Annotated in this window: 11 protein-coding genes; 3 read left to right on the top strand and 8 right to left on the bottom strand. The window is 61.1% G+C overall.

All coding sequences use genetic code 11. From position 1 onward, the window contains the following. Positions 1-7 precede the first annotated feature (7 nt). The 8 genes from BLU63_RS18740 to BLU63_RS18705 all read right to left on the bottom strand — a co-directional run bounded on the left by BLU63_RS18740 (position 8) and on the right by BLU63_RS18705 (position 6841). Complete coding sequence (locus tag BLU63_RS18740; protein ID WP_077749213.1) at positions 8-667, bottom strand: glutathione S-transferase family protein; 660 nt, start codon at positions 665-667, stop codon at positions 8-10. A 50-nt stretch (positions 668-717) separates the two neighbouring features. Continuing rightward, complete coding sequence (locus tag BLU63_RS18735) at positions 718-1572, bottom strand: alpha/beta hydrolase (protein WP_083375956.1); 855 nt, start codon at positions 1570-1572, stop codon at positions 718-720. Further along, the gene (locus BLU63_RS18730; RefSeq protein WP_010457066.1) at positions 1569-2375 is read right to left on the bottom strand and encodes an alpha/beta fold hydrolase; all 807 of its coding nucleotides are present in this window, start codon (positions 2373-2375) and stop codon (positions 1569-1571) included. Before BLU63_RS18730 ends, BLU63_RS18735 begins: the two co-directional genes overlap by 4 nt. A gap of 286 nt (positions 2376-2661) precedes the next feature. Continuing rightward, positions 2662-3105 carry a hotdog fold thioesterase gene (locus tag BLU63_RS18725; RefSeq protein WP_083375955.1) on the bottom strand — a complete coding sequence of 148 codons (444 nt, stop codon included), beginning with the start codon at positions 3103-3105 and terminating at the stop codon, positions 2662-2664. A 31-nt stretch (positions 3106-3136) separates the two neighbouring features. After that, on the bottom strand, positions 3137-4804 hold the full coding sequence (locus BLU63_RS18720; protein WP_083375954.1) for an AMP-binding protein: 1668 nt from the start codon (positions 4802-4804) through the stop codon (positions 3137-3139). 179 nt (positions 4805-4983) lie between these two features. Next, a complete protein-coding gene (sixA, locus tag BLU63_RS18715) occupies positions 4984-5439 on the bottom strand; it encodes a phosphohistidine phosphatase SixA (RefSeq protein ID WP_083375953.1) in 456 nt (151 codons plus the stop codon). Further along, positions 5436-5783, bottom strand: a complete 348-nt coding sequence (locus BLU63_RS18710; RefSeq protein WP_010457073.1) for a DUF4389 domain-containing protein — start codon at positions 5781-5783, stop codon at positions 5436-5438. The genes sixA and BLU63_RS18710 overlap by 4 nt, the downstream gene beginning before the upstream one ends. A 32-nt stretch (positions 5784-5815) precedes the next feature. After that, a complete protein-coding gene (locus tag BLU63_RS18705; protein ID WP_010457075.1) occupies positions 5816-6841 on the bottom strand; it encodes an NAD(P)H-dependent glycerol-3-phosphate dehydrogenase in 1026 nt (341 codons plus the stop codon). A gap of 196 nt (positions 6842-7037) precedes the next feature. Here BLU63_RS18705 and BLU63_RS18700 point away from each other — a divergent pair, with 196 nt between their 5' ends. Genes BLU63_RS18700 through BLU63_RS18690 form a run of 3 tightly spaced genes read left to right on the top strand, consistent with a single transcriptional unit; the run spans position 7038 to position 11992 of the window. Continuing rightward, positions 7038-9161 carry a TonB-dependent receptor plug domain-containing protein gene (locus BLU63_RS18700; protein WP_083375952.1) on the top strand — a complete coding sequence of 708 codons (2124 nt, stop codon included), beginning with the start codon at positions 7038-7040 and terminating at the stop codon, positions 9159-9161. After that, on the top strand, positions 9162-10094 hold the full coding sequence (locus BLU63_RS18695; RefSeq protein ID WP_083375951.1) for an ABC transporter substrate-binding protein: 933 nt from the start codon (positions 9162-9164) through the stop codon (positions 10092-10094). It abuts the gene before it with no gap. After that, on the top strand, positions 10091-11992 hold the full coding sequence (locus BLU63_RS18690) for an ATP-binding protein (RefSeq protein ID WP_083375950.1): 1902 nt from the start codon (positions 10091-10093) through the stop codon (positions 11990-11992). Before BLU63_RS18695 ends, BLU63_RS18690 begins: the two co-directional genes overlap by 4 nt. Positions 11993-12213: the final 221 nt, after the last annotated feature.

Here is a 12213-nt window from a genome sequence, read left to right as displayed (position 1 = left end):
GATAGACTCATCGGATCAGCATGGCCTGGGCACCCTTGACGACACTGGCATCATCGAAGCGCTCGGGCACCAGCAAACCACGCTGGACCGCCGGACGCGCTTCCATGGATGCCATCCAGCGCTGCAAGGCCGGCAAACCGTCAACCTCGACGCCCGACCACTCATGGCCACGCACCCACGGATAGGTGGCAATGTCGGCAATGCTGTACTCGCCCGCGAGAAACTCCACGGCTTGCAGGCGTGTATCGAGCACCTCATAGAGGCGACGTGTTTCATGTTGATAGCGGTCGATGGCGCCCTGGAGTTTTTCTGGAAAGTAACGGAAAAACACGTTGGCCTGCCCCTGCATCGGCCCGATTCCCCCCATCTGGAACATCAGCCATTGCAGGACGACCGAGCGCCCTTTCGGGTCCTGGGGCAGCAGTTTGCCGCCCAGCTCAGCGAGGTAAATCAGGATGGCGCCGGATTCGAACACGGCAAAATCGCCGTTGGCGCGGTCGACAATGGCCGGAATCCGGCCATTGGGATTGATTTTGAGGAAGTCAGGTGACTTCTGTTCCTTTTTGTCGAAACTCAAGGCGTGCACCGTGTAGGGCAGGCCGAGTTCCTCGAGCACGATAGAGACCTTGTGGCCATTCGGGGTCGCAGCGGTGTAGAGATCTATCATGGTTGTCTCCCATTTCAACCCGCCCAGCCTCGACAGTTGCCCGGCGCAAGTCAAGGAACGGCGAAGAACCGATTGAAACAGTCTGCGACAAGGTCGGCGCCGGGTTCGTCATTCAGGTGCAAATGATGGCCGCCAGGCAGCTGTTCACGGCTAAAGGGTAGACGCTCCAGCAACTCGGGATGTTTGGCGAGCATGCCGTCAGCTGCTACCACCAAAAACGCAGGGCAACTGACCCGCTGGACGAAGGCCATCGCCTGTTCGGTTGTCAGACGCAGGGGCGATGGCAGCGTGAGTCGGTTGTCAGTGCGCCAGGTGTAACCGCCCGGCACCGGCATGAGTCCACGCTGGGCCAACAGCTCGGCGGCTTCGCGACTGACCGCCACCAGGCCTTTCATGCGTGCCTCGATGGCTCGATCCAGGGTGTTGTAGACCGGTTTGCGTTTTTCCCGCAGATCCAGCTGGGCTTGCAGGGCCATGCCCATGCGTTCGGCGGCATTTTCGCCTTTGTCTGTCGGAGGAATGATGCCGTCGATCAACGCCAGATGCGTGACACGTTCCGGCATCGACCCGGCAATAATCAACGAAGCGATCGCCCCCATCGAGTGCCCCATCAGTGCAAAACGCTTCAGGCCCAACTGCTCGGCGACTTGCAGCACGTCGTGAGCGTAGTCCCACATCGCGTAACCGGCGCCGGTCGGGCGATGCCCGGAATGTCCGTGACCGGCCATGTCGAGGGCGATGATGCGCAGGCCTTTGAGCTTCGGTGCCAGCCGGGCGAAGCTGTTGGCGTTGTCCAGCCAGCCGTGCAGGGCGATCACCGGCAGGCCGTCTTCGGGACCGAACAGGTGCGCGGCCAGCTCGATGTGCGGCAGGCTCAGGCGAACTTCTTCGACAACGTGGCTCATGCGCAATCCTGTTGGCGACGACCTTCCCAGCGGCTGAACAGGTTTTTCAGCAGCGTGGCGGTGTCTTGCGGACGTTCGAGGGGGAACATGTGGCCACCGGGCATGGTCAGGGACTCACCCAGCGGCATACGCCCGACGGAGCTTGCATGGTGACGCATCACCACCCGGCTCTTGTGCCCGCGCACCACCGCCAGCGGCACTTTCAACTGGCGTGCCTGGCCTGGACTGGTGTGCGGGACGCCACGGTAGATGCTGATCTCCGTGGCCGGGTCGAAACGCAGGCGCAGCTTGTCGCCGACTTTTTGCAAACCGTGTTGCAGGTAAGCGTCGAAGCACTCGGGATCAAAGCTGCGGAACAGGGTTTTGCCGGCGAAATAGAGCCGTGCCGCGTCCAGGTCGGCGAACTCTTCCCGGCGCCCCAATGTACGGCCGGCGGGGGTCAGGCGGTCGATGAAACCGAAACGCTTGGCCGCACGGATCACCCATTGATCGGCGCGGGTCAGCACCGGCGAATCGAGCATCACCACGCCCCGATACAGTTCAGGGCAACGCAACGCCGCGTGCAGGTGCAGCACGCCGCCGAAGGAATGGCCGACGCCCCAGACCGGCTCCGGTTGCTCTTTGAGGTGATGGATCAGCTCATCCACCAGGTTGCGCCAATTGTCGTCCGCCGGAAAACGCGGATCGTGGGCGTGCTGTTCCAGATGCGTCACCTGGTACTCGGGCGCCAGCGCCGCGAACAACTTGCCGTAGGTGCCCGAAGGAAAGCCATTGGCGTGGGCGAAAAATATCTGTTGCGACATACCGGCAAATCCATAAGCGAAAACAAGGGTTGATTGTCCGTAAGACGCGAGGCGGCGGCAATGACTGTAAGTGCCAGGAATGATGACAGTCCGGTCAGGGGCATGAGCATTCAGACATCGCCGAACCCTGTGGCGAGCGAGCTTGCTCGCGTTCGGCTGCGCAGCAGGCGCAAAACCGGTGCACGCCGCGAGAGGCGTGCCGGCAAGGGCTGCTGCCGCAGCCAACGGGAGCAAGCTCCCTCGCCACAGGTAATCATCGGGCCGGAAGATGTGGTTCGCTCGACAATCAACGGGCCGGTGGATTCTCACCCAACGGCACGACCGCCATGGTCAACCGCGACACGCAACTGGCCTTGCCCTCGTCACTGCTCAAACGGATATCCCAGACATGAGTCGTGCGCCCAATGTGAATCGGCTTGGCCACTGCCGTCACTCGCCCGCTGCGCAATCCGCGCAAGTGATTGGCGTTGATTTCCAGACCCACGCAATAGAATTTGCTGGTATCGATGCACAGGTAACTGGCCATGGAACCGACCGTCTCGGCCAGCACCACCGACGCGCCGCCGTGCAGCAAACCGTAAGGCTGGTGGGTGCGGTGGTCGATGACCATGCTCGCGGTCAGGGACTCGTCATCAAAGGCTTCGAAGCGAATATCCAGCACTTCGCCAATGGTGTTTTTCTGGATTGCGTTCAACTGCTCGACGTCGGGAATGGTACGCCACAGACTCATCTTGCTTTCCTTTGTTGGTTTTATTCGTGGCTCAATCCTGCCACAGCACCGTCTCGCTGCGCTCGCTCCATTCTTCGAACCGAGCGCCGTAAGACGCTTCGATCACGTTGCGCTTGATCTTCAGGGTCGGTGTCAGGAAGCCGTTTTCCACCGCCCAACTGTCCTTGACCACCACCAACTGGCGCAAGCGTTCGTGTTTGTCGAGGCCGCCATTGACCTCCTCCAGCAGCTTTTCCAGGCTTGCATGCAACCCTGCCCGCGCCGTTCCCCCGGCGTCCTGCTGACCGACCGCCGAGAGCACGCACAACCCCAGCGGCGCACTCAAGCCATCACCGACCACGCACACCTGTTCGATCCGCGAATGCACCGCCAGCCGATTTTCGATCGGCGCCGGCGCGACGTATTTGCCTTTGCTGGTCTTGAAGATCTCCTTCAGTCGCCCGGTCAGGCGCAGGTTGCCTTCGGCATCTTGTTCGCCCTTGTCGCCGGTGCGCAGGAAGCCGTCCTCGGTGATGGTTTCTGCGGTTTTCTCGGGCTCCTTGAAATAGCCAAGCATGGTCGCACCGCTGCGCACCATGACTTCGCCCGAATCGGCGATCCGCACTTCAACCTCCGGGCAAGGCTTGCCGATCCAGCCGGGTTTGTTCTCGCCGGGCCGGCCGATGTGGGAGTAACCGCAGCTTTCGGTCATGCCGTAGACCTCCAGCACATCCAGTCCCAGCTTGCGGTACCACAACAGCAAGGTCTGCGGCACAGGCGCGGCGCCGGACAACGCCACGCGCAACGCATCCAGCCCCAACCCGACGAGCACTTTGTGCCCGACCCGTTTGCCGATAAAGGGCAGGCCGAGCAGGAAGTCGAGGCGTTTTGCCGCAATCTTGCTGTACACGCCCATCTGGAACTTGGTCCAGATCCGCGGGACGCCGAACAACGCGGTCGGCCGCGCGCGCTGCAAATCGGTGAGAAAGGTGTCGAGGCTTTCGGCAAAGAACACGGTTTGCCCGGTGTAGATCGACGCCAGCTCGACGAACATCCGCTCGGCGACATGGCACAGCGGCAGGTAAGACAGCAGTCGATCCGACTCGTTGAGACCGAACAGCTGAGTGCCGCGCGTGGTGGCAAAGCCCAGATTGCCGAAGCTATGCATCACGCCTTTGGGCACCCCGGTGGTGCCGGAGGTGTAAATGATGGTCGCCAACTGGTCGGCGGACGGCTTGGGGTCGTCCTGGATCGGTGAGCTCTTTTGCAGATCGGCCCAGCTGTAGTCGAAAGTACCCGGCGGATGCAACGGCAGGCTGATGGTCGGCAGATCGGCACTGACCCCGCGAGACATGCCTGGCCAGTCATCGAGCTTGCCGATGAACGCCAGCGCCGCTTCCGAGTGTTCGAGCACTTGCGCCACCGACTCGGAGGTGAGGTTGGGGTACAACGGCACCGAAACGTGCCCGGCCATCCAGATTGCCAGGTCGGCGATGATCCAGTGCGCGCAGTTTTTCGAAATCAGGGCGATGTGGCTGCCTTGGGGCAGTTCGCGTGCGCGCAGCCAATGCGCAGCGCAGCGAGCCTGATGGCCGACGTCGGCCCAGGTCAGGGTCTCGACGTGTCCGCCGCCGGTAGGTTGGACCAGAAACCGCTGGCGGGGATGACGGGCTTCACGCTCGTAAAAGACGTCCAACGGCAAACGAAAAGCAGCAGACATGCGACTCGCTCCTTTATTTTTGGTCTGGAGCAAGCGTAGTCAACCAAGCGGTTGCTTGGTTGACTATTTCACACAAAATCCCGGAACACCGCCGCCCCCTGTAGGAGCGAGGCTTGCACGCGAAGGGCTTTCAACGACGGCAACAGCTTCGCGCCTGCAAAAAGCCAAAGCAAATGCGGTTACGGGTGTTTGATGCTGTTGAGCTTCATCGAACCTATCAGCAGTTCAGCGTTCTCGACCTCGGCCAGGCCAGCGGTGCTGACCCTCTCTGGTGGATAGCCGGCGCCATGCTGCAAGTAACTCAACAAGTTCCCCACCAACGGGTTGTGACTGACCAGAAGGACGTCACTCACCGACACGAGTTGCTCGGCCACCTTGTCTGGATCAGTGTCCGGGGTCAGCCACTCGACAGTGCGAATCTCCGGTTCGAAACCCAGCGCCTCGCGCACCAGCTGCGCGGTCTCCTGCGCTCGCAGAAACGGGCTGGCATAGATGGCTGTAATCGGCTGACCGATCAGTTCAGCAGCGATGCTCAGCACCTCTGAACGACCATGTTCCGTCAGTGCGCGCTCCGAATCGTGTGGTTTGGAACCGTGTGGCTCGGCTTCACCATGACGCAATACCCAGAGTTTCATAGTTTCGGCTCCTCATCTCGGGCCGGATGTGGCGCTGGCGGCACGGCGTGCGGCGCTTCGCCTTCCGGTGTACGCGGCGTCGGCCAGTCGGCGAACGGCCAGGGTTTCTGGTCGCTGTGGAAGGTGCCGAAACGACCGATCTGCGCCAGGAACTGGCTCAGGCTGTCGCCGAAGTTCATCAGGCTGGCGCTCGGGGCGCCATAAATCAAACGATAGATCAGTTGCACCAGCACCACCGCCCCCAGGATGAACTGCGCCACTTGCCAGACCAGCAAGAAGACGATCATCCATAACACCCGCAGCAGAATGGACTCGTAGGTGGCCTCTGTTTTCGGATCGTTCATGTGCAACTCCCTGCTTTATCTCGAAAGCGTGATCAGTTGAAACCGCTGGTGGAAATGAAGTCCACATCGGTTTTGGGTTCGCCGCGCATCAACAGTTCAATCACTTGATTGAGCGTGCGCCCTTCGAACAGGATCGCGTGCAACCCGGCGACCAGCGGCATATAGACGCCCACTTCCTGAGCCTTGGCCTTGAGCACCTTCAGCGTGTTCACGCCTTCGGCGACTTCGCCCAGGCGGGTCACCGCCTCTTCCAGGCTCAACCCCTGGCCGAGGGCAAACCCGACCTGGTAATTGCGGCTTTTCGGCGACGAACACGTGACGATCAAGTCGCCCACGCCCGCCAACCCAAGGAAGGTCATCGGGTTGGCGCCCTGATTCACCGCGAAGCGGGTCATTTCCGCCAACGCCCGGGTGATCAGCATGCTCTTGGTGTTTTCACCCATGCCCAGCGCCACCGCCATGCCGGCGATGATCGCGTACACATTTTTCAGCGCCCCGCCCAACTCCACACCGAAGCGGTCGGCGCTGGCGTACACGCGAAAGGTCCGGCCATGCAACGCCTCCTGGACCCGCTGGCAGAGTTCTTCGTCTTCGCTGGCGACCACGGTGGCGGTCAGTGCGTGCTCGGCGATTTCACGGGCCAGGTTCGGCCCGGACAACACGCCGATGCGCGCTTGCGGAGCGATTTCTTCGAGGATCTCGCTCATCAGCTTGAACGTGTGGGCTTCGATGCCTTTGGTCAGGCTGACCAGCAATTTGCCGCTCAACCGTGCGGCGTGCGGGACCAATACCGAACGCAGCGCGCTGGACGGCAGCGCAACAAAGCACAGGTCGCAAGCGTCCAGGGTCGCTTGCAAATCAGTCACCGGTTCTACCAGGGGAAGAATCTTGATGCCTTTGAGGTAACGCGGGTTTTCGCGATTGACCCGCATGGACTCAGCCTGCTCGGGGTCACGCATCCACTGCCGGACCTGATGCCCGTTCTCGGCCAACAGATTAGCCACGGCGGTACCAAAACTTCCGCCTCCCAGGACCGCAATTGGGCGCTGTTCAGTCATATGCAATCCGTTAATCCATACCAGTGGCGATGTCGGCATTATACGGAGCGTCCCAGTGGCGGCCAGCCCCCGTATCAATTACCGGCACTTGTAGGAAGAAGACCAATAAATCCTAGGAAAATGCCGGCATCGTGAATGGAAAAGTCGAACAGCTCGGTTAACATGCGCGCCATCTCATCGTTATCAAGGATGTTTCGTGTCGTTTGGCTCTCCTTCACCCTCCTCTCCGCTGGTTCTGGCATTGCTTTTCAGCTCGCCATTGCTGGCCGACGACTTGTTCCTCGACAACGAATCGCTGCCGCAAGTGCTCACGGCCACCCGCCTGAAGCAGTCGCCGGCCGCAGTCCCGGGAAGCATGACGGTGATCGACAGCGAACTGATCAATGCCAGCGGTGCACGGGACATCAGCGAATTGCTGCGCCTGGTGCCGGGCATGATGGTCGGCAATATCAGCGGTAATCAGGCGGCGGTGAATTACCACGGCACCAACGCCACGGAAGCGCGGCGCATGCAGGTGCTGATCGACGGCCGCTCGGTGTACCGCGCTGGCCTGGCCACGGTGGACTGGAGTGATATCCCGGTGGCCATGGAAGACATCGAGCGCATCGAGGTTTTCCGCGGCCCCAACACGGTCAGCTACGGCGCCAATGCGTTGATGGCGGTGGTCAACATCATCACCCGCAACCCGGCCGACAGCCACGGCACGCGGATGAAAGTCACCCGTGGCCAGCGCGGCATCGATGATTTTTACGCCAGCCAGGGTGTGGGCTGGGACGGCGGCGACCTGCGTCTGTCACTGTCCGGCCAGCAGGACGACGGCTTCGACACCGACAGCAGCGGTGCTGATTATCGCGACAGTCGCCGCTTGAACCGCTTCAACCTTGCCGTCAGCCAGACGCTGAGTGAAAACCAGAGCATCGACTGGCAGTTGAACGCCAAGGACGGAACCAACCAGCGGCCTTATACCTACCGCCCGGTGTTCTCCGGGATTACCGCAGCCGGGAACAATTCCGACGTCGTTGCCAAGGACTACGCCGGTTCGTTGCGCTGGAACCTGGACATCAATCCTGATCACAGCCTTTATATCCAGGGTTCGGCTCAGCACTGGGACCGTCAGCAGACCTGGCGCGCCTGTGATGCGGAAGTTTCGTTCAGCCCGCAACTGACCGAACTCTGGCAGCTCAACCCGAACTACACCGAACGCCTGGCGCGCAACATCGAGCGCTTCACCGGTCCCGGCGCGCCGGCCGGCACGGCGGCGGAACAAGCGCTAGGCAATCAAGTGCTGGCGCAATGGCGCAACGGTGCCCGGCAAACCCTCTGTGGCGACATCGACCAGAGCGCCCGGGAAACGCGCTACGACCTGGAACTGCAAGACACCCTCAGCCTGTCCGACAGTCTGCGACTGGTCAGCGGCATGAACTATCGTTACGACCGGGCAAATTCCGAGACCTACTTCAATGGCACGCTCGACGACACCACTTGGCGCGCATTCGGCCAACTCGAGTGGCGCGCCACCGAGCACTGGTTGCTGCAGGGCGGCGCCATGTTCGAAGACACGCAATTGACCGGCAGCTCGCTGACCCCGCGGGTAGCGGTCAATTACCTGATCAACCCGCGTCACGGCTTGCGCGCGGTGTATTCGGAAGCCATCCGCTCACCGGACATGTTCGAGAACAACGTCAACTGGAGTTACCAGGTGACCAACCTGCGGCCCAGTGCCTACGGCCAGACCAGCGCCCGGTATTTCGTCAAGACCCGCGGCCCCGGCGACCTCGAACAAGAACGCATGCGCTCGCGCGAGCTGGGCTACAACGGCTACTTCGCGGAGCTTGGGCTGACGGTCGATGTGAAACTGTTCTACGACGAAATCAGCGGCATGATCAGCGAACCCCTGCGCAACAATCAGTACATCGCCAGCAATTCCAACAGCTCGCGCTTCAAGGGCACGGAAACCCAGCTGGACTGGCGCCTGAGCAGCGCCGACCGGCTGCGCCTGACTTACGCCTACGTCGACGCCGAGGCGAGCAATCCGCAGGATGAGCGACTGACGGCGCGCAACAGCGGTTCCGCCGGTTGGCTGCGCAACTGGGGCCACGGCTGGAACAGCGCCCTCTTCTATTACGGGGACGACGCCCTCAACGGTTACCGCTTCGAACGCGTCGACACGCGCATCGCCAAACGCATCGGCCTGGGCAAGGCCAATCTGGAACTGGCCGGCGTGCTCCAGCAGCGCCTCGACCATCAACCCACCACCTTCGTCGACAACAACTATGACGAGCGTCGGGTGCTCTACTTCAGCGCGGAGCTGACGTTTTAAATGCTGCATCGCCTGTCGCGGAAGTCGCCAACCCTTGGCCGCCTGCTGGCAGGGGTGTGCCTGGTGTTTGCCGGCCTGCTTGGCAGCCTGACGATTCAGGCCGCCGACATTCTGCTGACCGGCGCCGAAGACAGCCCGGGCGTGCAATCCTTTGTGCAGGCGCTGAGCGGCATGCGCCCGGCCGACAGCGTTCGCTTCCAAGTACTGGACAGCTTGCCGAGGCCGGGCGCACTGCCCGGCGATACCCGTTTGATCCTGCTCGATCTGCCGAGCCTCGATTGGCGCCTGCAAGAGACACAAGGCCCGCCGACGCTGGTACTGCGCATCAGTCGCCTGCAAGCCCATCATCGTTTCGGCGCTGACTTTCCATCGCACCTCAGCCTGCTCTGGAGCGATCCGCCGCTGGATCGGCAATTGCGCCTGACCCGGCTCATCCTGCCCGAGGCCCGACGCATCGGCGTGCTGTACGACAGTCACAGCGAATTCCTGCTCAAGGAATTGCGTCTGTCGGCACAAGCGTTGGGCCTTGAAGTGATCGCCGAGCGATGGGACAACACCAACGACAGCCGCCCTTTACAGAATTTGCTGAAGAACTGCGACGTGCTGCTGGGCCTCGACGACGCCGATCTGTACAACCCGAAAACCGCAAAAAACCTGCTGTTGAGCAGCTATTCGCGACAACTGGCGCTGGTCGGCCCGAACGCTGCGTTCGTCAAGGCTGGTAGCCTGGCCAGCACCTACAGCGATCAGAACGATTGGCTGGAAGTGCTCGACGAATTGCTCGATCGGCCGCAGACAGGCTGGCCCCGTGCGTTGTATCCAAAACACTTCAAAGTGTTAAGTAATCCGCAGGTGGCTCGTTCATTGGGTATTGAACAGGTGACTGAAGCATTTGTCGCAGCACAGTTGGCCGAAGGAGAAAGCAGCCCATGACCTTCCGTCGCGGTTGGGACATCAACACCCGCACGCAGATCATCAGCCTCGGCCCCGCCCTGTTGCTGACGTTGCTGCTGATCAGTTTCTTCACCTTCGTGCGGATCCAGGACCTGCGCCAGGAGCTCAACCACACCGGCCAGCTGATCGCCAACCAACTGGCTCCCGCCACGGAATACGGGGTGATCTCGGGCAACAACGAGGTACTCGAAAGTTTGCTCAAGGCGACGCTGGCCACGCCCAACGTGCGCTTTCTCGAAGTCCAGGACAGCGCCAACCGGATTCTGGTGTACGTCGAGCAACCGTCGGAAACCCATGCCCGCTCGCATCAGGTCGAAGTGTTCCAGGCGCCGGTACGGCTGCAACGGATCGCGCTGAACAATGATTTCTTCCAGGGCAGCAACGTCGCCAACACGGCCCCGCCCGAGGACTATCTGGGCCGGGTGATCGTCGGCTTGTCCAATGACGCCTTCAGCCAGCGTCAGCAGGAAATCCTGTTCAAGGCCGGGATTCTCGCCTTGTTCGCGCTGCTGTTTACCTTTCTGGTGGCCCGACGCCTGGCCGGCAGCCTGTCGCAGCCGATCCGCGACATCGGCCACGCCGTGAAGGCGATTCAGGAGGGTGATTACAAAACGCCGCTGCCGATCGTCGATGACACTGAGTTGGGCGCGTTGTCGCAGCACATCAATAACCTCGCGCAAGGCCTTGAGCAGGCCAGCCGTGAGCAGCAGCAGGCCATGGCGCAATTGATCCAGACCCGCGAAGAAGCGGAAAAGGCCAACAACGCCAAATCCGACTTCCTGGCGATGATGAGCCACGAACTGCGCACACCAATGAATGGCGTGCTGGGCATGCTGCAACTGCTGGAAACCACCGACATGACCGAGGAGCAGATCGAGTATGCGGCGCTGGCTTCGGAGTCGACCGAACACCTGCTCAAAGTCATCAACGACATTCTCGACTTCTCGCGCATCGAGCGTTCTGAACTGGAGCTGGAACACATTCCGTTCAACCTCGCTGACCTGATCAGCAGCTGCGCCCAGTCGTTCCAGCACAGCGCGGCGCAACGCGGGCTCGATCTGGCCCTGGCGATTCCCGAGGACATGCGCGCCTTGCAGGTTCAAGGCGACCCGACGCGGATCCGGCAGATTCTGGTCAACCTGGTGGGCAATGCGCTGAAGTTCACCGAGCAAGGCCGCGTCAGTATCGAACCGCAATGGCAGTCACTGGATCACGAACTGCTGTGGTTCACCTGCACCGTGCGCGACAGCGGCATTGGCATCTCGGCCGAAAGCCTGGAGTTGATGTTCAATGCGTTCCAGCAGGCCGACAGTTCTATTTCAAGGCGTTACGGCGGCACCGGGTTGGGGTTGCCGATTGCCCGCACCCTGGCCGAACGGATGGGCGGCACCTTGCGCGCCCAGAGCGAAGAAGGCCGGGGATCGGTGTTTACCCTGGAAATTCCGTTGGCCCTTTATAAGCAGTCGCTACCGGAGTTGAAACCACGGACACAGAGCGGCGACGGCCATGGTGAAGGACGCAATGTGCTGCTGGTGGAGGACAACCCGGTCAACCAGACGGTGATCGAAGCAATGTTGCGCAGTCTGGGCTTTACTGTCAGCGTCGCGACCGATGGCGCGCAGGCGGTGCAAAGCGCCAAAAGCCTGATATTTGAAGCGATTCTGATGGATTGCCGACTGCCGATCATCGACGGCTACGAAGCAACCCGCCAGATCCGCCTGCTCCCCGGCTGCGCAGACTTGCCGATCATCGCCCTGACCGCCAATGCCTTGCAGGGCGACCGTGAAGCGTGTTTATCAGCTGGAATGAACGATTACCTGGCCAAGCCCTTCAAACGCACTGATCTGCAGCAAATTTTGCAGCGCTGGGTGCAGTAGTACAGGCCTTTCGACCATCTGCGACTGGCGTGAAAGGCGAAAGTGCGGCAGTCTTAGGCACCCGAACAGGCCCGAAAAGGGGCTTGAATAATAATTTCAGTGCACAAGTGTACATTCATGTCCTTGGTGCTGTGACTTTCACCACAACGCAATAGTCTATGAGTAGGCTGCTGACTCGAGGCATGAACGCCTCGGTCGGCCGGGAAGATTTGCCCCACCCT

Source organism: Pseudomonas mandelii (genome assembly GCF_900106065.1).
In the GTDB taxonomy this organism is placed as follows: domain Bacteria; phylum Pseudomonadota; class Gammaproteobacteria; order Pseudomonadales; family Pseudomonadaceae; genus Aquipseudomonas; species Aquipseudomonas mandelii.
Note: the sequence above shows the minus strand (reverse complement) of the source record. Positions and strands in the feature narration are given on the sequence as shown.

What these genes read in the sequence shown, in the direction of transcription:
- BLU63_RS18740 (WP_077749213.1), bottom strand. Translation starts at nt 667, where the DNA reads ATGATAGATCTCTACACCGCTGCGACCCCGAATGGCCACAAGGTCTCT.
- BLU63_RS18735 (WP_083375956.1), bottom strand. Translation starts at nt 1,572, where the DNA reads ATGAGCCACGTTGTCGAAGAAGTTCGCCTGAGCCTGCCGCACATCGAG.
- BLU63_RS18730 (WP_010457066.1), bottom strand. Translation starts at nt 2,375, where the DNA reads ATGTCGCAACAGATATTTTTCGCCCACGCCAATGGCTTTCCTTCGGGC.
- BLU63_RS18725 (WP_083375955.1), bottom strand. Translation starts at nt 3,105, where the DNA reads ATGAGTCTGTGGCGTACCATTCCCGACGTCGAGCAGTTGAACGCAATC.
- BLU63_RS18720 (WP_083375954.1), bottom strand. Translation starts at nt 4,804, where the DNA reads ATGTCTGCTGCTTTTCGTTTGCCGTTGGACGTCTTTTACGAGCGTGAA.
- sixA (WP_083375953.1), bottom strand. Translation starts at nt 5,439, where the DNA reads ATGAAACTCTGGGTATTGCGTCATGGTGAAGCCGAGCCACACGGTTCC.
- BLU63_RS18710 (WP_010457073.1), bottom strand. Translation starts at nt 5,783, where the DNA reads ATGAACGATCCGAAAACAGAGGCCACCTACGAGTCCATTCTGCTGCGG.
- BLU63_RS18705 (WP_010457075.1), bottom strand. Translation starts at nt 6,841, where the DNA reads ATGACTGAACAGCGCCCAATTGCGGTCCTGGGAGGCGGAAGTTTTGGT.
- BLU63_RS18695 (WP_083375951.1), top strand. Translation starts at nt 9,162, where the DNA reads ATGCTGCATCGCCTGTCGCGGAAGTCGCCAACCCTTGGCCGCCTGCTG.
- BLU63_RS18690 (WP_083375950.1), top strand. Translation starts at nt 10,091, where the DNA reads ATGACCTTCCGTCGCGGTTGGGACATCAACACCCGCACGCAGATCATC.